This is a genomic window from Herpetosiphon llansteffanensis (genome assembly GCF_003205875.1).
Classification (GTDB): domain Bacteria; phylum Chloroflexota; class Chloroflexia; order Chloroflexales; family Herpetosiphonaceae; genus Herpetosiphon; species Herpetosiphon llansteffanensis.
Genome location: NZ_PUBZ01000169.1, coordinates 43,157 through 64,904, shown reverse-complemented (window position 1 = coordinate 64,904; position 21,748 = coordinate 43,157). Strand labels below are relative to the sequence as shown.

Genomic DNA, 21,748 nt, shown 5'->3' with positions numbered 1-21,748 from the left:
GTATGCACATTTTATTGGTTGATGATAGTCAAGATATTTTACGGTTGGTTCAACAGGTTTTAGCCCTCGAAGGACATCGGGTTTCGGTGGCCCGCGATGGCTTGGAAGCCTTGCAAAAAGTTGCCAGCCAACGCCCAGATGCGGTGATTCTCGACGTGAATATGCCCATGATCGAAGGCACCGAAGTGTGCCGCCGAATCAAAACCAGCTATAGCATTCCGGTGATGATGCTGACTGTGCGCTCTGAGCAAGTTGATTTTCAACGTGGTGCCGACGCTGGTGCAGATGCCTACCTCTCCAAACCCTTTGACATCCCCGTTTTCATCGAATACCTCAATACGATGCTGCGTTTGCGCTATGGCACAACCGTCTAGCCAGTTGCTGGCTATTGGCTGAGCCAAGGCTAAGGATTTAGTCTGAGCAGATGTCAACATTGCGCCTGATATGCAGCCTGCCTGCTTTGATTATAGTGACTGCAGAGAAACCAACAGCCTATCCTAGAACTGAGTCTCACATTTATGAAACTAAATGTCTTGCTAAAGCCATGGCGTGGCGATAAACGCTTCACGGCCATTGCCAAGTATGCCGCCGCCCTCAAAAAAAGCGGCTCCAAGGATTTGCAGATTGTGGCCCAAGTTGAGGCCGAATTTGGCAAGCCTGCCGAATTGGCCCGCCTCAACGAACAGGCCCAACCCTACAAAGCCTATGGCCAAATTGGGGTCGATATTGAAGCCGCTGCCTTGGAGCAATTGCAACTGGCTTTGCGCCTGCCAATTGCTGCCCAAGGAGCTTTGATGCCCGATGCCCATCCGGGCTTTGCCTTGCCAATCGGCGGGGTTTTTGCCGCTCACAACGCCGTCTCGCCAATGATGGTTGGGGTCGATATTGGCTGCCGCATGCACCTGACCATTTTTGCTGAAGCGCCAATGGAAATTCAACGTCATCGCGAGCAATTATTTCGTGATTTAGCTGAAGTAACAGTGTTTGGCTCGGGCGCAACGCGCAAACGCGGGCCGGACCACCCAATTTTGGGCATAAGAAACTGGAATTTAACCGCCCAAACCCGTAGCTTGCGCGAAAAAGCGATTGCCCAACTTGGCACCAGCGGCAGTGGCAACCACTTTGCCAATATCGTGGTTGGCGAACGAATGGGCGAGAACGACTTGCCACGCGAATTTGTTGGCTTGCTGACCCATAGCGGTTCGCGCGGGGTTGGCTACGCAATCGCCAAACACTATAGCAACATTGCGGTACAAGAAACCGCCACCAAAGCCAACGTGCCCAAAATGTACGAATGGCTCGATTTGGATAGCGAGGCAGGCCAAGAATACTGGGCAGCGATGGAATTAGCCGGAGCCTTTGCCCAAGCCAATCATGAAGTTATCCACCGCTTATTTGCCCAACGCACCAAGCTCAAGCCAGTCGCCACAATTCAAAATCACCATAATTTTGCCTGGCGCGAAGGCGATCTGATTGTGCATCGCAAGGGTGCGACACCTGCAGGCGTAGGCGTTCGCGGCGTGATTCCAGGCAGCATGGCTTCAGCTTCGTATGTGGTCGAAGGCTTAGGTAACCCCGAAGCCTTGCATAGCGCCTCGCACGGTGCAGGCCGCTTGTACAGCCGCTCCAAAGCTCGCGCCACCATCAGCTCCAGCGAGGCCAAAAAAGTTATCAAAGCTCATGGCGTGCATGTCGAAGGCTGGAGCGTCGACGAATCGCCCTTGGCCTACAAAGACATCGAACGGGTAATGGAATTGCAAATCGAAGCCGATTTGATTAAGCCATTGGCTCGCATGAAGCCAATCGCCGTGATTATGGCCGGCGAGCCAGGCCAAAGCTAAATTAGTAAGTGCTTGACAAACTAGAGTAAATGCTCTAAAAATATTAGAGTATTTACTCTAGTTTGGGTTAAGCAGATGAGCAAACGTGATTTAATTCTGAGCACAGCGCTTGAGCTATTCAATCGCCAAGGCACAGCAGACGTAAGCACCAACCACATTGCCGAGGCCTGTAGCATTAGCCCGGGCAACTTGTACTACCACTTTCGCAACAAAGCAGCGATTATTCAAGCTCTATTTGAACAACTGTATAACGCGTGGGATACAGAACTGAGCCTGCCGACCGCGCGCCCAGCCCAATTGAGCGATTTAACCACCTTGGTCGAAACCAACTACCAGATTATTTGGCGCTACCGTTTTGCCTACCGCGAATTGGTGGCGTTGCTGCACCACGATTCCTCTTTGCACGCCAGCTTTTTAGCCACCCGCCAACGTGGGTTTGCAGGCTTCCGCAGCATTGTTGAGCAATTCATCAGCGCCGGAATTATGCAGCCACTTACTGCAAACACACTTGATCAATTGATTCAAGTCTGTTGGTTAATTAGCGAATTTTGGCTCAACAATCTCGAAATTAATCAACGTCCAATCGAACCAAGCAGCATCAACACTGGCGTGAACTTGATGCTCCATGTGCTACAACCCTACATCATTCAAGGGAGCAACCAATGACAGATAAATACGTACGCCAACTAACGGGCTGGAGTTTGATTCTTGGCTCGCTGTTGGTCAATATTCCGTATACGTTGTTGATCAGCAATTTCGATTATCCCGATATTTTGCGTGCGCCAGTTGATCAGGTATTGCGCCAATTTGCAGCAGGTGGCAGTGGCCTAATTTATACATGGCTGGCCTTTGCTTGGGTCGGCTTGCCCTTATTATTCGCCAGCATCATGCTCAAACGCCTGCCCGAATTTTCAGGTGCAGCCTTGAGCGAAACAGCGAGCACGATTGGCGTAATTGGCTTTGTGATGCAGGTTGTTGGCTTGTTGCGTTGGGTCTTTGTGGTGCCACTAATCGCTCAAAGCTACCTTGATCCGCTGGCTTCGGCAACAACCAAGGCCAGCCTAGCAACCCTTTTTCAGGTAGTGCATCAATATGGCGGCGTGGTGTTGGGCGAGCACATCGGCCAATTATTTATGATTATCTGGATGCTACTGCTGAGCACGATTATCTATCGTTCGATGAGCTTGCCGAAGTGGCTGGCATGGTTGGGCTGGCTGGCAGCCTTGATCTATAGCCTTGCCCAAACTGAACTTTTGGCGACCGTACTGCCCACAATTCCGGTCATTGCTTGGGCAGGCTTAGTTGGCAGTTTGTTGTGGTTGGCGTGGATGGCAAGCCTCGGAATTATAATTTTGCGCCAGAAAAATGCCCAACAATTGGATACCAATTAATCCTTGACCACAGCCCTAAAAATCTCTATAGTGGAAGCTAGCACTATCGTTAAATGGGTGATAGTGATGCAATGAGGTAGCACTATGCATGCACGAGATTTTGTTCAACCAGGCAAACGATTACTAGCACTCTTTACTAATGGTCATTTATTAACCTTCAATAATGATGGCACTGGAAGTAGTGGTAATTGGATTATGGATGATCATCGGATAAATACAATTGATCAAGTATTGATTTATCTTCGTGATGATTCAAACATCAATAAATTGTATACTGCTACATACAAGTATGCTGAAAAAGTTGAAGATGGCCGCTACTGCGTTTATTTTGAACACTACCACTATATTAAGGAAATAGAACAAAATTGGGTCCAGTTTACTGGTGCACAACAGGTCGTTCGCTACTTTGAATAATTTCTAAACTTAAACCCCTTGGCTGTATTGCTCAGCCAAGGGGCTTTCTATTTTAGGCCGTTTGGCTGAATCATTTTCAATTACGACAATAAATAGTTTACAATACAGCATCATGCAAGGATCGAAATCATAGACCTAGAATAGGAACATGGAATGCAAGCAAAACATGTGCTAGACCGCTTTAATCTGTGGCTAGAACAATCTGACAAAGTGCTTGAATACCTTGCCATTGAAGATGCGCTCAACCTGATGCTTGGATTCTATCGCGAAATTCGGATTGACGATTGTGATCTGGCCAATGATGGTGATATGTTGCTGTTTCAATGGGGTGTTGAACAGAATGGCTTAAATGCACATTTTAGTTATAATCTGACTCGCCATTTGGTAGTTGAAAAAACCTATGTCGATGCTGATGGCGAGTGGATTGATGATTCGGTTAAGCAGCTTTCGCTGACGTTTCGCTATATTTCCAATTTGAAGTTGGCTAGTTTGGGCCAGGGCAATCAATGGTGTTTGCATCCTGAGGAGCTTGGCAAGTTTGAGCAATTTTTGCAAACGCATCCGGCTACGTTGGCAGTTAACCACCTGCATGCACGTTCAATTGACCTCAGCTTCAAACATTTAGAATAATTTGACAAGCAGATCAGCCATCGCTATACTTGATTACACAGTTTATTCCGATTAAATTGTTTTTATTGAGGCAACGATGGTTGATCTACTTTTTGGTTGTTTGCAGTTGGTGCTTGGCTGTGGCTTATTGATCGGCAGTTTTAAGCTGACCCAACACAGCAAACCACGCTCAACCAAAAGCCTCAAACAAGCAGTTCTGCGCCAACAACTCCTCGCGCAACGCTCCAAACCCCAATAATAACCAGATCAAATTTTTTGTACTAAACCTTTGCCTAGTCGTGTTACTGTGGCTACGTATAAGCGTTGACACATGCCCATGCGTGTAGTACATTTGTCCTATTCAATCGCTCTACTAGAGGTGATCGTATGAATAGGGTTCTGTTCGATTCATTTCAGCACAATAGTTGGGCAACCAAGCTGTTACTAACGACTTGTAGCCAGCTTAACGAGGAGCAACTTGCTACAACCGTTGTTGGCAGCTATGGCAATATCATCGCGACCTTCAACCATATTATTTTGTCTGATGCGCGCTATCTACACCATCTTTCGGGCAATGCACCTGCTTGGTTACTTAATCGCGATCTCACCAGCGATTTTGCGCTGCTTGAGGCGCGAGCTGAAGAAGTTGCCACTAATTGGATCCAATTTCTCGCCGTGCCGCTTGATGGTGAGCAACTAACGATCCTTGTTTCAGGAGATTATGAAATTCATGCCGGGGCATTGATTGCCCAGGCGCTCCACCATAGCAACATTCACCGCGAGCAAATTTGTGCCATCCTGACATCATTGGGCATTGAACCACCAGATATTCAGCCGTGGAGCTATGCCCATGGTATTGGGCGAGGCCGTGAGCTGCCTAGCGAGCAATAGGTAGTTGCGATCCACGAAGGGCACGAGGAGCACGAAGGTGCGGAACCGCGAAGAACGCGAAGGACACGAAGGTTTCGTTTTTGCCACAGATGGGCACAGATTTTTAGGATTGGGTTCCTGCTGACCGATAGCCCATAGCCATAACTCCTCTGCGCCTCTGCGTTAAAAAATTCATCCACGAAGGGCACGAAGAGCACAAAGGTGCGGAACTGCGAAGGACACGAAGGAGCCGAAGGCTTATTTTAGCCACAGATTCCACAGATTTATTTGATTATCTTCTAGGCTTTCTGTTTTTCATCCCTCATCCCTCATTCTTAATCCTTCGGTTGCTCTGCGCCTCTGCGTTAAACGAATAGGTATTTAACACAGAGGCGCAGAGTTAAATTTCCGATCCCCAATCCCCAACAACCAATCCCCTTGCGAAAAAATCGTCATTTCCGCAACAAGCGCAACAACATGTTGGGCTGGCCCCAACGCCAACAGCAGCCCAACCACAAGCCAATAATTGCTAGTTTGAGGCCAATCAAGGGCCAACTAAACGCCAACGGCAGCCAACTTGCCAGCGCCACACAGACAATAGTTAGGCCCAACCACGCAACCACTGCCTTAACATCAAAATCGATTGGATAGCGCTTTTGGGCCGCGCGATAGACCAACCACGCTGCGATCAATTGATCGCCTGCGGCGGCGATCGCAGCGCCAACCAAGCCCAACCATGGCACAAGCACAATTGCCAAACCAACATTCAAAATCGCGGTTAATAAGCTGGTTTGGCCTAAAACAGCAGTTGCTTTGGTAATCGTCAGGCCAGTTGCCACCACCGTCAATAAGCCAATTGCCATCAAATTAACTGCATACCAACCAACTGCTGGCGCTGCTGGCAAATAATCGCCAGTCGTCAAAATGCGTAACAGTTCGGGGGCAAATAAGGCCAAGCCTGTGGTTGCAGCGCCCATCAGCATCGTGTAGCTGGTCAGATATTGGCGATAGCTGGAGTTGGCGGTCGGCGTGTTGGCAATCGAAAGGCTATACGGCAACCAAGCCTGATTGGCAGCACTAATCACAATCCACACGATAAAGCTAATTTTGGTCGCCGCCGCATAGTGACCAATTTGCTCCAATGAGCCAAAATGCAGCAAAATCTGGCGATTGATCAAGGTCATTGCCACAAAATAGATTGAGCGTGGCAAAAAGCCCAAGCCTTTGCGCATTAATATTTGTAGCAGCTGCCAATCGGGCCTGCCAAGTTGGCCCTGCATCAGCAGCGTCAAGCCAAGCGCCAGCAAACAATCAACGACCAACATCGCGCCAAAATAGGCACTCAAGCGCTGGCTACTTTGCAGCATCCAACCAATTGTCAGCAAAGCCGTCGCCGCAACTCGCAGCACGGTCAGGCCAAATAAGCGCAGAGCTTTACTCTCTTGGCGCAAGGTTGTAAACCACAGGCCGATGATGCCATTCGCCAATTGGCCCCACAACCCCAAGCGCAAGGCCAAAATCGTTTGTGGATCGCTGCGTTCAAGCAATTGCACAGCCAGCCATGGCGCAAGTGCATGGCCAATTACTGCGATCAGCAAGCCCAAAAGCAAGCGAGCAAGCCAAAGCGAGCCAATCAAACGCCGCCGATCAAGCGTTGCTTCATGAAAATAGAGCGCCAAGGCAAAATCGCTGCCCAGCGTCACCAACTCGATTGCAAACAAACCAACTAAGCTAATCAGATCGACGCTGCCATACAGTTCAGGGCTGAGCAAACGAGTGATAAAGGGCAGCAGCAAGGCTCCAATCAGCTTGGTTGCCACTCCCGTCAAGGCATAGAGTGCTGTATCTTTGAGGAGGCGACGGCTCACGGGCTTGCTTCCAGCAGCCGCAAGCGCTCGGCCAAACCAGGATGGTCGGGGTTGATTTGCGCGGCGGTTGCATAGGCATTCCGCGCCTCAGCCACCAAATTTAATTCGCGCAGCGTATCGCCAAGCACCAAATAATAATCAGCCTGTGGGTCAAGCTGAACCAACGTTTCAAGCGAGGATTGCGCTGCTTGCCAATCGCCCACAGCCCGTTGCTGCAACGCCAAATAATACCAAGCCAAGCTATTGGTTGGCGAGATTATGCTAACTTGCTGCCAATCGCCAATTGCCTGTTGCGGCAGATTCTGGCGCTCGTAGCTCTCGGCACGGCGGCTTAACCAGGTAGCATCATTCGGAAACTCGCTAATTCCTTCATTTGCCAATTGTTCAACTGCTAGCCAATCTGGCTGATCGTTGGCATACCGCCGCAGCCAATAGCGATCTTCCCAAACCGTGCGATCGCGAGGATCAAGCGTCAAGAGCAATTGATAATAGCGCTCAGCTTGGGCCAAATCGCCAGCCATCCGCTGATCAAACGCCAAGCGCTGAAGCGCCAAGCGCGGATTTTTTAGCTGTTGCAAACTACGCTCTGCAGCAGCACCATCGCCACGTTTGAGTTGCAGCAAGGCTAAGGCCAAACGGGCAGCTTGGCTGCTCGGTTCTCGCTCCAAGGCTGTTTGATAGGCTTGCAATGCAGCGTCATCGTCATTGGTTAGCTCGGCAAGCCAGCCTGCCAAAAATGCCGCACGCCCAGAATCGGGCAACAATGGTTGCAGTTGCTGCAAAAGTTGCTTGGCAGAGCTTGGATCGTGCGTCCAACGCAGGCCAACCACCGCATCCAAGGCCCGATCAAGCGTGTTGCTAGCTTGCCAAAGCTCAAGGGCGGCGCTGGTTTCGCCTTGCTGCCAGCGTTGCCAAGCCTGCTCGGCGGCCTGCTGATCAGCGGTTATTGGCACATCGCTTGGGGCTGGCTGAATTGCAGCATCAATAAAGCTCAGCTCGCGATCGTGTTGCAACGAGCCTTGCCATTCAGCCATTTGCCCAGCTTGGCTAATGCGAACATGAATCGGATGCGCCAACGTGCCAGCTTGTTTGAGCCAGCTTAATTGATAGGGCTGGCTTTGCAGATTAGGCAAATAGCTCAGCCGAATCGTGCGCGTTTGGCCCGGGTAGAGCAACATATACCAACCAACGCTCGTCAACTGGCCTTCCTGCGCAATATCCGGCGGCGTGTCAGCGCCATCTAAATGCAAGGGCAGCGCATTAATCGGCAAATAAGCCCGCGCATAATCGCCATAACAGCCTGGAATACGCTGCTGGATTGCCAAGCCAACGTTGTAGCAATAGCCATAGACCGCGTGTTTGCTCGAATCGGCGCGCCACGCATCGTAACGATTGGTATAGGTAATTGTCAATGTGTTGGTCAATGGCCGAGCTTGGGCATCGAGTTGCACATCAAGCTGCATGCGTTGTTCAATAAAGTTTTGGCCGTCGCTATAGGATAGATCAGCATCGACTAAGGCCAGCAGATCGTGCCCAACCTGCGGCATTGCGCCAGCCCAACCATTGGCAAGCATCAGATTTTGGCTGGTTTGATCGTTGAAATAGATGCTTAAATGGCGTTGCTGCAACGATGCTTGCAAGCTTGCGCCAAGCTCCAACCATTGGCTGAAATTGGCATGGCGAGCCGTTTCGAGGGTGCTGCGAAACAAAGCAGCCAAAAATTGCTTATCGCCAGTGACGTTCTGGCCATCGTAAAGCCCGAAAATTTGCTCAAGGCTCGCTGCTTGTACCATTTGGCCGTAGCCAGCAATCTCCAAGGGCGCTAAAACTTGAATCAGCCCTTGCAAGCCATACAGATCGAGTGCGATCACGGCATCGACTTCAGGTTGTTGGTTTAATTGCCAAAATATTTGCAAACTTTGGGCCGAGGTTGGCCAATCGGGCCACCAATTAGCATCGCGCAACGTCCAAAGCGAGGCCCGCAAATACTGGTTGTAGGGCTTGGGCATGGCCGAGCCAGCAGGCGCAACTGCCGCAAAATCGGCACTGTTAAAGTAGGCCATGTTGCTAATGCGGCCTTGCTCAAACGTCATGGTCGCAATGCTGCCAATAAAGCCACCACTTGGCCGCAATTCCAGTGGATTTTGGCCAGCAATCAACAGACGCAACGGTTTTTGCGTGCCCCAACCAGCAGCAAGCAACGGCCACGCTTGATCAAGCAAGCCAAGGCTGGTTTGTGCCGCAGTCAATTGCTGGTCAAACTGCGTTAATTGAGCTTGATAGTTGGCCAAAAATGGGGCGGTTTGCAAGCTGGTTGGCACGCTACGCCATGTTTGCTGCACGCCTTGCACATCGCGCTGGAGTTGCAGCCAATCTGATTGGTTAGCAATTAGCCAATCCAGCAGCTGTTTGCTCCGTTGTTCAGCAGGCAGATCAAGCAGGGCAAGCAAAGGATTAAATTGGTGGCAATAACCCTCTGCAACGCCCAAGCCTTGGTTCGCAAAATCGCTAGCAGCGGGCAGCGCACCAATCCAAGCGTCGCTTTGACGCAAAATTGGGTGGATTGGCAAGCTTAATCGGCGCAGCCAAATAGCGCTGGTGTGAGTTGCAGCAACCTCATCGCACAAGGCTTGGGCGTGGCTGCTACGCATTGGGCTGGTTTGCAACAAAGCACGCAGCTGTTGGCTGTGCGCATACAGTTGGTAGCTAAACCACGCTAGTAGCCCGAGCCAGATGCCAAGCAACCCCAAAGCATATAGGAAAAAACGCCGCAAGCGGCGTTTCTTAGGAGCTTGATTGGTTGCAACTTGATTACTTGATTTGCTCATGGCTAGCCATCTCATAGGCCGATTCTGAGCGCTCAAGCGTTGAATCGTGCAAATCCAAGGGCGCTGGCTCGCTCATATTTGGTACCGGCTGATGATCATCTTTACGATGCCAGAAGCGACGACCACGATTGGCATTATGATGCTGATCGTAGTAGTAGGTGTAGTACACGCCATAGCCTTCGGAGCGCGCATCAAGCTTGTTGAAGACCAAGCCAATCAGCCGACCGCCAACCGTTTGGATTGCGGCGCGACATTTGGCCAGCATATCGCGGCGCGTGCGTTTGGCTTCGGCCACCAGCACAACGCCATCGACGCGTGGAATCAAGGCAATTGGGTCGGTCACGGTCAAAATTGGCGGCGTGTCGAATAAGATCCAATCGTACTCCTGCTGCAACAGCCAAATTAGCATTTCCATGCGCTTGCTACCAAGCAATTCCGAGGGATTCGGAGGCAACGGGCCACTTGGAATCAGCCACAAATTTTCGGCAACTGGCAGCACCGTGCGATCGCGAATTGTTGGATCTTCGTTGTTAGTCAGCAAGTTGGTCAAGCCATATTCGCTGCTCACTTCAAACACCCGATGCATCATTGGCTTGCGCAAATCGGCATCGATCAGCACGACTTTTTGGCCTGCTTGGGCCAGCACCCACGCCAAATTGGCCGCGACGGTGCTTTTGCCTTCCTCAGGTTGACTGCTCGTTACAATCAAGGTGCGGGCTTTGGTATCGACGTTCGAAAACTGCAAATTAGTGCGCAAGGTGCGAAAGGTTTCGGCGGTTGGCGAACGCGGGTCGAGCCGCGAAACCAAGCGCTGAGCGGCTTTGGTCACTTTGGTTTCTTGCTTGACAATCGCTGCCAGCAACGGCGCATTGACCAAATCAACGCCTTCGTCTGGTGTTTGCACGCTATCATCGAAATATTCGAGCAGCAAGGCCAAGCCAAATACCAAGGCAAAGCCCAAAATTCCCGCCAAAATTGCGCTGCGAATTGGCCGTGGCGCAATCGGCGTAGGATTGACCAACGCTGATTCGACGACGCTAATTGAATTGGCGCGATTGCCAAGCGCCGTGCTATACAATGTGCTCAGGGTTTGGCGATTTTGATTTTGGCTCTGTTGTTTGAGCTGGAGATTGGCAATTAACGATTCAGCGGCGGGCTTATCGGCACCGATTTGTTCAATTTCAGCTTTGAGGGTTTTAATTTCCTCGTCGGTGCGGGTAATTTCCTCGTTGAGCGTCGCAATCTGGCGATTAACCTCATCGAGCAATTTGGCCTCGGCGCTCTGTGGCCCCGCCGGACTGGTCAAAATCAGCTGTTCAGCAATTGCATTGGCAATATCGGCAGCCTGCTGCGGATCGTCGGCCTCAACCGCAATATCCAAAAACTCAGTTTCCTGAACTGGCCGCGTCGTGATGATCGCCGAACTGGCAATATCGCGCACATTTAAACGTTGCTCAACTGCTTCGATGGTTGTGCGACTCTGGGCAATTTGCGCATAGGTCGAAACCAAGCGTTCGCTGGCAACCAAACTGCCATAATCGGGATTGCTATTTTGCAGAGTTTGGCCAACAATCACCCGCGTGCTGCTGGCATAGCGCGGCGTTTGACGGCTACTAATGGCATAGGCCGCGCCAGCAGCGACAATTGGCCCTAGCACTAAGAGCCAGAGCCAACGCCGCAAACCAGTGAGATAACGACGAAAGATATTCATTGATTAAGCTTCGCTCCGGCGGCGACTGACCATAAGCAACAACCCGCCGGTGATTGCCAAGCCCAAACCAAGCCAGAAAATCCATGCAGTTTGGCTTGGAGCGCTGGTGTCGGGCAAGCCAACTGGGGCGCTGCGATCGACCGCAATCGCAACTGGATTGCTGGGCGTGCTTGAGGAACCGCCGCTGCCATCGCTGGCAACTGCTTCGGCAATGTTGATGCCTTGTTGGCCGCTGGTCGTGCCAGCTCGAATCTTGGTGGTGATCACAATCGTGACGCTTTCGCCAGCAGCCAAATCACCAACACTGACCTTGACAGCTTGGCCAGTGGTGGTTGCGCTGCCCTTGCTGGTTTGCACGCCGACAACTTCCAAGAAATCGAGAATCCGGTCGTTGACTACAACATCGGGAGCGGTTGCGCCACCAGTGTTGCGCACCACAATTTTAAAGCTAATCAAATCGCCAACTTTGCCACTGGCAGGGCTAGCCGACTTTTCAACTACCAATTTTGGCCCGTTTGGCACTTGGGTTGGCAATGGCGTAGGCGTAACGGTCGTATCGCCGCCAACCGTAACGGTCACGACATTACTTGATGAGCTTGAACCGCTGGCCGTATTCACAAAGGCCACGTTTTGGCCAACTGTGCCTGCTGCTGTGCCAGCCTGAATTCTGGTGGTAATGGTTAATGTTACCGATTCGCCGCTGGCTAATGTGCCAACATCGGCGCGCACCTCTTGGCCGCTAAAGCTGGCAGTGCCTTTGCTACTGCTCGCTCCAACAACTTCCAAGAAATTAACCACGCTATCGGTGATGACCACGTTGGTTTGGGTTTGCGGCTGATCGTTGGTAACGTTGATCGAAAAGGTCACCGTATCGCCGGGCAAGCCATTGCTTGGGCTAACGGCTTTGGTAATCGGCAGATCGAAATCAGGAGTTGGGGTTGGGCCTGCGGTTTGACCATAGGCACGCCATGCGCCGTCAAAGCCAAAGAGCGCCAAACCCAAGCCGAGGACACAGAAAATGGTTCCCAGTACCCGCGTGAGGCGTTTGTGCATGGCTCGCTCCTTCTAAGCTAGAGTGAAAAGGGGAAAATAACAATAATTTACTAACAGCAATCTAGCGCTTTAGAATGGCATAAATGCCAACAATCAAGCTCTTTGCGCAATGCTGTGAACTATCGATCAGCATAACACGCGCCAGCAAACGCTGTCAAACCCTTTTGGCGCAGAAGTTTTGATCCTGTGGGGGATTTTTAGCGGGATTAAACGCAGGGCGACCAGCTTTTCGCTAAGCTGGCCGCCTGACAATTGGCTTATTTACGGCGGAAGAAACCACGCTTGGGCTTATTTTGTTCTTCCAACTCGCTGCGCAAAGCGCTAAAGTCGGCGGGCGCAACTGGTTGTGATGCTTGACGTTCGCCCAAATCCAACACTGGCTCGCTGCTGACTGGCACATCGAGGCCACTCAACCAATCGGGCAATGGTTCTTCTACGCCAAATTCGCTTGGCGCTGGCATTGCCAGATCGTTGGCGTTTTCGCCTTCTTCGCGCAGCCAATCGGGAATTGCGTTTGGTTCCTCGCGTTCTGGCAGCATTTGGGCTGGCGCAGGCGCAGGTTCAGGAATGCGGCTAATTGCAGGAATTGGCTCAAATGCAGGCAGCGATTGCTCATCAGATTGGGGCGCATACGGATTAAGTCCATCAACCACACCCAATTGATTGAGCCATTGCCATTGTTGATTGCGGCTTTGCGCGTCGCTATTACGTTGGGCTAAAGGCCGAGGTCGTGCGTCAATCACCAAACCAAGCGTGCTGCCGGTAATCGCTGCCAACGCAGTTTCGACCACTTCGCCTGGCAAGTTTGCGCCAATTTGCACTTGCTTGCTTGGGCGCAAGCGCAGAGTTGCCCGTTTGCCGTGAGCCAATGGCAAGCGTCGAATCTCGCCATGGTGAATTTGCACGATGATTGGCGCGCCGCTGACTGGCACAAGCTCCACTTCAGCCACCAAATCGCCCAAACGCAACGAGCTATTGATCAACAAATAGCTGGCCAAGGCTCCATTGCGCAAAATATCTTGTTCGAGCAAACAAAAACTGGCATCGGGATATTTCCAGGCAGTTGCGCCAGCAAGCGCCAGCAAGCCATCACGATCGAGGTAAATATCGCTAATCAACAAACTACGATCGCGATATTGTTGCAGTCGCCCGAAATCAAGCCCATCGACAAGGCTCAACAATGCTTGGGCTGGGTGAATGGTATGCGCCAACGGGCCACCAGTGGCAATAATCAAATCGCTGGCTAATTGAGGCTGTTCATCAAACAGATCATTTGAAACAACCCGCAGCGCTTCGCGCACCAACGCTTGTTCAATCAAGAGATCTTCGCGATCGATTGGCACAATTTGCGGGCGAATCAGCCGATTGAGCATATGCTCGCGCAAGGCCGAATCGCTCATTTCAAAGGGCAGCCAACGGGTAATATTGTTAGGCCCAGCCTGATCAACCAAGCCAGCAATCCCGTAGGCCGTACCACAATTGGTTTCAACTGTGATATTTAATTGCGTACCATCGGAAGCATAGCCAGCGCTGGTCATCGCGCCAATATCCACAATCAAGGTGTTGCGGCCATGATGTTTGGCGATAAAGCGCACCAATGGCCCAAAACCATCACTGGTACAGCGCACAAAATCGCTGCTCATCGCACGCATGCGGTTGAAGCTTGGCAATTTTGGCAGCACCCGATCATTGTAGGAACGAATTAATTCTAAGCGCGCTGGCATCAATTGCTCAACCCCAATTGCTGGCAGCACGTTCGAGGTTGCGGTAATCGGCGCAATCGTCGAAAGCGCATCTTCGATGCCAGGATAGGCGGCGGTGTTACCAGCAAAAATAACGTGAGCAAACTCGCGCGAATTGATTTGTTCGAGCCGCAAGACCGTAAAACCAAGCATGTGCGCCAAACGCTCAAGCGGCGCGGAGTTGCCGCCATCGATGCCGCCAGCCATCAAAACCGTTGCTGCTGGCAAGCGCACCAAATTGGCTAGTTGATAGTCGATCCAGCTTTCGCCTTCGGCCAAATCGGGGTCGCCATATTCATCGAGCGTCACCATATCGAGCACGGTGGTGTAGCTCGAACGGGCCACCCGCCGCAAACTCGCGCCAGTTGTATCGTTCGAAATCGCCGCCAGCACAATCGGCAAGGTTCCAGCGGCGCTGGTGCTGACCACCATGCCATCAACGCCTGAGCCATCTGGGCGATGCGGAGTCATCAAACCATCAACATGGGCAATTGCGCGAAAGGTCAGTTGCTCAATTTCGCGAATTGCCGTCAGAATTCCTTGCCATGCATCAGCAATTGGTGGCTCTAAGGTTGAGAGTGCTTGGGCACGACCCAACAAGCGATACTCGCCAGCAACCAATTCGAGCAACGCCACGTGGGTAAATAATGTGCCAATATCAACGACAATCAGTGCAGCAGGATCAGCGGTCGTCATATCAATCCTTTCGCAACCCCTAAGAGATCACGCCTATTTGCCGCAGCAAAAACTGGATTCGATCAATCAAGGCTGATTGATAGGTGATCAACGTAGCGGCAAAGACCGCCCCCAAACTTAGCAAGAGCCACATCCGACCGACTTTTGCCACCACGCTTGGCTTGAGTGTTTCGCTATGATCAGCGGCTTCTGGCGTTGCGGCCTTGCTAAAGCGAAACGACAGCAAGACCAAAACAACCCCAATGACCAACACAAGTTTGCCAAGGGCGACGGCTAAACTACTGCCATCGGTAAAGCTCGTGACCGAGAAGAACGATGATTGGAGTTGGGGCAGCAACGTGCCGAGAATTGTGCCAGCAATCGCAATTGCGGCGGCAACCCCAAACAACAGCGCCAAGGGCACGTTCGCCAGCCATGAAAGCTGTTGGGTGCGCAAACGGGTCAATAAGAGTAACCCAACCAGTACTGGCACAATAAACAAGGCCGTCCCAACGCTGTTGGGGTTATCGATCATATCGCCGCTTGGCACGATAAACACGGTTGTAACGACCACGGTTAGGGTATAGCCAAGCGCCAAACCAACAAACAAATATTGGCTAAAGCGAAAGAGTGGATTTTCGCCAAATGCCCGGCTGAGCACAATTAATGTCAAGCCAAAGGCGATCCAAGGGCCAAGCGTTGTCACAAGCTATTCCTCTTTCCACGGATACGCCGTTGCAACTGAAGCACGCCGCCCACCAGCACCACAAGAATCGTGGTGATCATGCCCAAACTCAGTGCGTTGATCGAGCCATTGCTGGTTGTGTCGATCGAGCGCAACGCCGTATATTGCTGCTCGCCAACTAAACCAGCAGCAGTATAAATCGCCGCTTGGTTGCCGTTGACGTTGATATCAACATAGGGTTGAATTTGGGGTAAAACTTCGTTCGTGGTTAAAATTGCCACCGGCAAAGATGGTTCGCGTGACCAGAATTGTTCCATCCAGCGCTGAACATCGCTTGGCTCATCAGCAACCACAATCAACAGATCAAGATCTCTGGTGGTGGTAATGCGCGGTCGATCAAGTTGATTATTTGAATTGAGCTTCGACATAATGCGCAACAAATTAACGTCAGCGCCCTCGCGATTTTGCAAGAGGCCAGCAATTGCGCCGCGCAAATTACTGCCAAGCTGTGCAATCCCAACTTCGTTACCTTTGACCCAACCAAGATTCAGATATTCGGCACCTTCGCCAGTGTAGCCTGTCGCTGGATCGATGATTGGGAATTGGGCGGCCCGTTGGCTGGCAAGCAAGCTGCCTTCGGTATCGGTCGAAAGCAACAGCATTGGCACTTTGCGATCGATCAAGTGTTGGGCGATTGATTGTTCGAGTGGACCCAACTCGGCGTTATGGCGCAAATCGCCTTCATAGGCAATCAGCACGCGGCTTTCAGGGTTGAGCGTTTCGACGTAATTGTAGAGATCGCTCGTATTGCCGCCAATGGTCAAGGCTTGGGTATTGATCGCAAGCAGATTTGGCACGAGTAGCCCAACAACCAAGCTGAGCAACATCAATATTGCCACAATTCGCTGCGTGCCAATGCGTTGCCACCATGGCGGCGTTGCAACAATTGGCACTTCAGCTGGCTCTGGCAGCGGCTTTGTAACCAAATCTTGCAGCAAGTGCATGGCCGAAACCCGCTCAGGAGTTCGGTTCAGCAAGGCAGGCGGCGCTTGATCGAGCAAACGACCAGTTGTTGCAGCGTTTGCAGCAACCACAGGTTCAGGCTCACCTAAAACCCGCAGCCAATCGGCTGATTCAGCGATCGTCGGAGCTACATCTGGCTCAACAATTGGGGTTGGTTCTTCTTGCTTAACTGTTTGACGCAGCCAAGCAGGCAAATCAACACTACCCAACAACCCATCATCTTGAGCAGCTTGAGCTGGCTCATCATCCAAGAGCCATGAAGGTGTATTACCAGGAATACTTGGCGCAGCGGTTGCAGGCGTAGCAGGAATCTCAATATCCAAATCATCGCGCAACCAAGCAGGCACATTCGCAGCTTCAGCCTTTGCGCTGGGCGTTTGCGGAATGCTCGGCTCAGGTTTGGCTTGCGGAACGATCGGCGTTACGTCATCTTGCAACCAAGCAGGCACATTGCTGGCAGCGCTATCCAACCTGACTGTTGGCAGATCCTCTTGCAACCACGTCGGCAAGCCTGCTGCTTGATTATCGAGTTTGACGGTTGGCGCTTCTTCATGCATCCAATTGAGGGAATCGGTTGGTGCAGCTGAAGGCGGCGTTTCAAGATCATTGAGCCAAGCAGGAACATTAGGATCTTGCTCATTTGAGTCAAGTTTGATCGTTGGGCTTGCTGCTGGCGCATCAGCTATATCGGCCTGCAACCATGACGGAATATCGCCGCTCGCTGCTGCTGGCGTTGCTGCCGGAGCATCGGCTTGCATCCACGACGGCACATCGCCGCTCGCTGTCGGAGCCGCTGGTGGCGCTGCATCCAAATCAGCTTTCAGCCACGCTGGCACATCTTGCTCCGTGGTATCCAGCTTCACCGTGGGGCTTGCTGCTGGTGCATCACTCAAATCGCCACGCAGCCATGCCGGCACATCATCACCGGCATTTGCTGCTTGCGGTGCTGGCGTTGCCGGAGCATCGGCTTGCATCCACGCTGGCACATCACCGCTCGCTGCCGGAGCCACTGGTGCTGGTGTTTCCAGATCGCCGCGTAACCACGCTGGCACATCATCGCCTGCACTCGCCGCTTGCGGTGCTGGTGTTACCGGAGCATCGGCCTGCAACCACGACGGTACATCACCGCTCGCTGCCGGAGCCGCTGGTGGCGCTGCATCACTCAAATCGCCACGCAACCACGCTGGCACATCTTGCTCCGTGTTATCCAGTTTCACCGTCGGGCTTGCTGCTGGCATATCACTCAGATCGCCGCGTAGCCACGCTGGCACATCATCGCCTGCACTTGCTGCTGGTGCTGCTGGTGCTGCCGGAGCATCGGCTTGCATCCACGCTGGCACGTCGCTACTCGCTGCCGGAGCCACTGGTGCTGGTGTTTCCAGATCGCCGCGTAACCACGCTGGCACATCATCGCCTGCACTCGCCGCTGGTGTTGGTGGCGCTACCGGAGCATCGGCCTGCAACCACGACGGTACATCACCGCTCGCTGCCGTAGCCACTGGTGCTGGTGTTTCCAGATCGCCGCGTAACCACGCTGGCACATCATCGCCTGCACTCGCCGCTTGCGGTGCTGGTGTTACCGGAGCATCGGCCTGCAACCACGACGGTACATCACCGCTCGCTGCCGGAGCCGCTGGTGGCACTGCATCACTCAAATCGCCACGCAACCACGCTGGCACATCTTGCTCCGTGGTATCGAGTTTGACCGTGGGGCTTGCTGCTGGCACATCACTCAAATCGCCACGCAGCCATGCCGGCACATCATCACCGGCATTTGCTGCTTGCGGTGCTGGCGTTGCCGGAGCATCGGCTTGCATCCACGCTGGCACATCACCGCTCGCTGCCGGAGCCGCTGGTGCTGGTGTTTCCAAATCAGCTTTCAGCCACGCCGGAACATCCTGCTCTGTGGTATCGAGTTTGACCGTGGGGCTTGCTGCTGGCACATCACTCAAATCGCCACGCAACCACGCTGGCACATCATCGCCTGCACTCGCCGCTGGTGTTGGTGGCGCTACCGGAGCATCGGCTTGCATCCACGCTGGCACGTCGCCGCTCGCTGCCGGAGCCGCTGGTGCTGGCACATCACTCAAATCGCCACGCAACCACGCTGGCACATCATCGCCCGCATTTGCTGCTTGCGATGCTGCCGGAGCCATTGGTGTTGGTGTTTCCAGATCGCCACGCAACCACGCTGGCACATCATCACCGGCATTTGCTGCTTGCGGTGCTGGCGTTGCCGAAGCATCGGCCTGCATCCATGCTGGCACGTCGCCGCTTGCCGCCGGAGCCACTGGTGCTGGTGTTTCCACATCGCCGCGTAACCACGCTGGTACATCATCGCCTGCACTCGCCGCTTGCGCTGCTGGTGCTGCCGGAGCATCGGCTTGCATCCACGCTGGCACGTCGCCGCTTGCAGCCGGAGCCGCTGGAATATTCAATGGTGCTGTTGCTGGTTTTAGCCAAGGCGGAACCTCATCGCTTGGGCCAGCAGCATTTAAATCAACATCAGAGAGTTGTACGACTGGTGGCTCGGTATCAAAATCTTTGAGCCAATCGGGCAAATTACCAGTTCCGGCCCGACGTGCAATAACTGGTTCATCGTTATCTTCAGCAAATGATGCAATGCTTGGTGGCGGTGCAGGCTCGCTAGGTCGTAATTGCTGCAACCATGCAGGCATCGGTTCTTCATCGTTGCTCGCTGCTGGCGGTGGCGCTGCTGGTGGAGCCGATTCTGCCGACCCTTGCAACCACGATGGAATATCGTTGCTCGCTGCTGGCGCTGGCGCTGCTGGCGGTGCCGATTCAACTGCGCCTTGCAACCACGATGGAATATCGTTGCTCGCCGCTGGGGCTGGCGCTGCTGGTGGTGCCGATTCTGCCGACCCTTGCAACCACGATGGGATATCGTTGCTTGCCGCTGGTGCTGGCGGTGTCGATTCTGCCGACCCTTGCAACCACGATGGAATATCATTGCTCGCCGCTGGTGCTGGCGGTGCCGATTCTGCCGACCCTTGCAACCACGATGGGATATCGTTGCTTGCCGCTGGTGCTGGCGGTGTCGATTCTGCCGACCCTTGCAACCACGATGGAATATCGTTGCTCGCCGCTGGTGGTGCTGGAGCCGCAGGAGCATTTGCAGGGGCTTGGAGATCTGAGAGCCAGTTCGGCAATGGTTGCTCAGGGCTTGGCGTTGCTGGCAATGGCTCATCAGCTGGAATTGCGGGCGTAGTTGCCTGCAAATCGCGCAACCATGGCGGAAGCTCCTCGCTATTGGCAGGAGCAGCAGCGGCAGCATTTTGGGCTGGCGGTGGCGCAGCAGACTCTTGGAGCCACGCAGGAATTGCTTCGGCACTCGGAGCAGCTGACGGCGCAGGACTGTCTTCTTGCAACCACGGTGGGAGGCTCGATGTGCCACGTTTGGCGGGCACAACGGTTTGTTGCTGATCAAGATCCTGAAGCCAAGGAGGTAAATCGTTAGCAGTTGGCGCTACGGCCAAAGGTGCTTGACATTGGCTACAAAATTGGCGATCAGGAGTATTGGGCGTGCCACAGCGAGGACAATTCATTGAGGCCGCCTCCTAGCGATCCAAATATGGGAGGTCAATCCCAAGCAAGATGCGAATACTGGCAACGATAGCGCCAATTGCCGACCCAAAGATGAGCCCGCGCAGGCCAGCCATCACAATGTAGCGTTGAATCCAGCCCAAGGTTTCGCCCAAATAGGGCAACCCAGCAAGCACTGGCAATTGCAACACTAAGAATATCAAGGCAACGCTGACCACGATAATGGCTTCGCGTTGACCAGCCCCAAAGGCATGAATCGCCGCAGTTAAACCAAAAAATGTCAGCAACGCCAAGAGGCTAATGCTGATTGGAGCATAGACCCAGCGAATCACATCTTGAAACAAACCAAGTTCCAAGACATTGGCACGGCCTTGGGTGCTATAGCCATAGACGGCTAAGGCTGGCGGAATAATCACGCCCAACAGCAAGGCAATGCTATACCAGCGTTTGGGATCGGTTGAGGCTAAGCGTTTAATATGATGAATAATAACATTGGTTGAACCAGCTATTAATGCAAAGGCAGCAATCACAGTTGCCCAATTGAGCAAAATTTGGCTGCCATTGGCAATGCTGCCAATCCCAGGAAAAAGCCGATCAATTAAAACGAAAATACCGGCAACGCTGCCGATCAAAATAGGAATTAAGCGCTTTGGATTGCGGAGCAGGTCAATTCGACGCATCCCACCCATCCTTTATCTAGGCAGCAATGGAAAATCTTGTGGCAAGATTGCTAATTGGCCTAAAGAAACCAAAATAATCCCAAAGATAATGATCCCAATAATGACCGAACGTAGGACATCATGGGTTAAGATGCGAGCAAAGCCCAAAGGTGTCGGGGCAATATAGGCCTCGGCAGCATAGATTTCCTCACCTAACAACGTGCCATTGGCAGTCAGTAAGGCTGCGGTTAGGGCTTGCTGATCAGTCGTGCCAGCAATTTGCAAAATGTTATTGGCGCGGCCTGGCTCTGCAAACAACAAGTAGCCTTGTTCAAATGAGCCAACCGTAATGCTGGCCTCCATTGGTTCGCTGGTAACGCGATTACTTAAGCCAACTGAAAAGGCAATCGGATCATTCGCGGCCAGCATTTGAATCAGTTCGGGCCGATAATCTTCGCTGTAGCCAGCATCGCGATAGGCGCGCCGAACCGTGCCGCGTAAGGCCAAATGGGCAATTGGATCACCGCTTGAGGCAGAAATTCCTGCCCCACGCCGTGCCGCAATGTCGGTGATGCGCTGGGCCAAAACCAAACCAGCTAAAGTTTCTGGGTTGATTGTTGAGCCATCAAGCGAGCCACTGCCAGGCGAAACGTGAATTGGCTGGCCGGTTTCAGCAGCCCGTGCCAAAGCACTATTGATCAGATCAATTGGGGGAAGAGGGCGGCGGTTGATCTTACGTCCACCAGTAACTAGCCGTGCATAGACAAAGGGCAAGGCAATTGCTAGGGTTAAGATGAGTGACACGACAAGAATCT

Annotated in this window: 17 protein-coding genes; 8 read left to right on the top strand and 9 right to left on the bottom strand. The window is 52.6% G+C overall.

Annotated features, from left to right (window positions below):
* The first annotated feature begins 2 nt into the window (after positions 1–2).
* The 8 genes from C5S61_RS26195 (at position 3) to C5S61_RS26165 (ending at position 5,146) form a co-directional block, all read left to right on the top strand.
* Entirely contained in the window at positions 3–374 is a 372-nt protein-coding gene (locus C5S61_RS26195) for a response regulator transcription factor (protein WP_110520482.1), read from the top strand.
* Between the two features lie 144 nt (positions 375–518).
* The gene (locus C5S61_RS26190) at positions 519–1,841 is read left to right on the top strand and encodes an RtcB family protein (RefSeq protein WP_110520481.1); all 1,323 of its coding nucleotides are present in this window, start codon (positions 519–521) and stop codon (positions 1,839–1,841) included.
* 75 nt (positions 1,842–1,916) lie between these two features.
* A complete protein-coding gene (locus C5S61_RS26185) occupies positions 1,917–2,507 on the top strand; it encodes a TetR/AcrR family transcriptional regulator (RefSeq protein ID WP_110520480.1) in 591 nt (196 codons plus the stop codon).
* The gene (locus C5S61_RS26180; RefSeq protein WP_110520479.1) at positions 2,504–3,232 is read left to right on the top strand and encodes a DUF4386 domain-containing protein; all 729 of its coding nucleotides are present in this window, start codon (positions 2,504–2,506) and stop codon (positions 3,230–3,232) included. The genes C5S61_RS26185 and C5S61_RS26180 overlap by 4 nt, the downstream gene beginning before the upstream one ends.
* An 84-nt stretch (positions 3,233–3,316) precedes the next feature.
* Positions 3,317–3,646 (top strand): HNH endonuclease, encoded by a 330-nt coding sequence (locus C5S61_RS26175; RefSeq protein ID WP_110520478.1) that lies wholly within the window; start codon positions 3,317–3,319, stop codon positions 3,644–3,646.
* A gap of 153 nt (positions 3,647–3,799) precedes the next feature.
* Positions 3,800–4,276, top strand: a complete 477-nt coding sequence (locus tag C5S61_RS26170; protein ID WP_110520477.1) for a hypothetical protein — start codon at positions 3,800–3,802, stop codon at positions 4,274–4,276.
* Positions 4,277–4,352: 76 nt separating this feature from the next.
* Entirely contained in the window at positions 4,353–4,514 is a 162-nt protein-coding gene (locus C5S61_RS26995) for a hypothetical protein (RefSeq protein ID WP_164689795.1), read from the top strand.
* A 128-nt stretch (positions 4,515–4,642) separates the two neighbouring features.
* On the top strand, positions 4,643–5,146 hold the full coding sequence (locus C5S61_RS26165; protein WP_110520476.1) for a DinB family protein: 504 nt from the start codon (positions 4,643–4,645) through the stop codon (positions 5,144–5,146).
* A gap of 431 nt (positions 5,147–5,577) precedes the next feature.
* On the opposite strand, the gene C5S61_RS26160 is transcribed toward C5S61_RS26165, so the two are convergent.
* The 9 genes from C5S61_RS26160 to C5S61_RS26120 all read right to left on the bottom strand — a co-directional run bounded on the left by C5S61_RS26160 (position 5,578) and on the right by C5S61_RS26120 (position 21,737).
* Positions 5,578–6,993 (bottom strand): lipopolysaccharide biosynthesis protein, encoded by a 1,416-nt coding sequence (locus C5S61_RS26160; protein WP_110520475.1) that lies wholly within the window; start codon positions 6,991–6,993, stop codon positions 5,578–5,580.
* Complete coding sequence (locus C5S61_RS26155; RefSeq protein WP_164689794.1) at positions 6,990–9,821, bottom strand: DUF4012 domain-containing protein; 2,832 nt, start codon at positions 9,819–9,821, stop codon at positions 6,990–6,992. The genes C5S61_RS26160 and C5S61_RS26155 overlap by 4 nt, the downstream gene beginning before the upstream one ends.
* Entirely contained in the window at positions 9,805–11,532 is a 1,728-nt protein-coding gene (locus tag C5S61_RS26150; RefSeq protein ID WP_110520473.1) for a polysaccharide biosynthesis tyrosine autokinase, read from the bottom strand. The genes C5S61_RS26155 and C5S61_RS26150 overlap by 17 nt, the downstream gene beginning before the upstream one ends.
* 3 nt (positions 11,533–11,535) lie before the next feature.
* Entirely contained in the window at positions 11,536–12,585 is a 1,050-nt protein-coding gene (locus C5S61_RS26145; RefSeq protein WP_110520471.1) for a DUF11 domain-containing protein, read from the bottom strand.
* Between the two features lie 257 nt (positions 12,586–12,842).
* Positions 12,843–15,023: a glutamate mutase L gene (locus C5S61_RS26140; protein WP_110520469.1), complete on the bottom strand. Its 2,181-nt coding sequence runs from the start codon at positions 15,021–15,023 to the stop codon at positions 12,843–12,845.
* Between the two features lie 19 nt (positions 15,024–15,042).
* Positions 15,043–15,708, bottom strand: a complete 666-nt coding sequence (locus C5S61_RS26135; protein ID WP_110520467.1) for a hypothetical protein — start codon at positions 15,706–15,708, stop codon at positions 15,043–15,045.
* The gene (locus C5S61_RS26130; protein WP_110520465.1) at positions 15,705–20,276 is read right to left on the bottom strand and encodes a zinc ribbon domain-containing protein; all 4,572 of its coding nucleotides are present in this window, start codon (positions 20,274–20,276) and stop codon (positions 15,705–15,707) included. Before C5S61_RS26130 ends, C5S61_RS26135 begins: the two co-directional genes overlap by 4 nt.
* 12 nt (positions 20,277–20,288) lie before the next feature.
* On the bottom strand, positions 20,289–20,954 hold the full coding sequence (locus C5S61_RS26125; protein ID WP_110520463.1) for a hypothetical protein: 666 nt from the start codon (positions 20,952–20,954) through the stop codon (positions 20,289–20,291).
* 12 nt (positions 20,955–20,966) lie between these two features.
* Positions 20,967–21,737 carry a DUF6754 domain-containing protein gene (locus tag C5S61_RS26120; protein WP_054536786.1) on the bottom strand — a complete coding sequence of 257 codons (771 nt, stop codon included), beginning with the start codon at positions 21,735–21,737 and terminating at the stop codon, positions 20,967–20,969.
* Positions 21,738–21,748 lie beyond the last annotated feature (11 nt).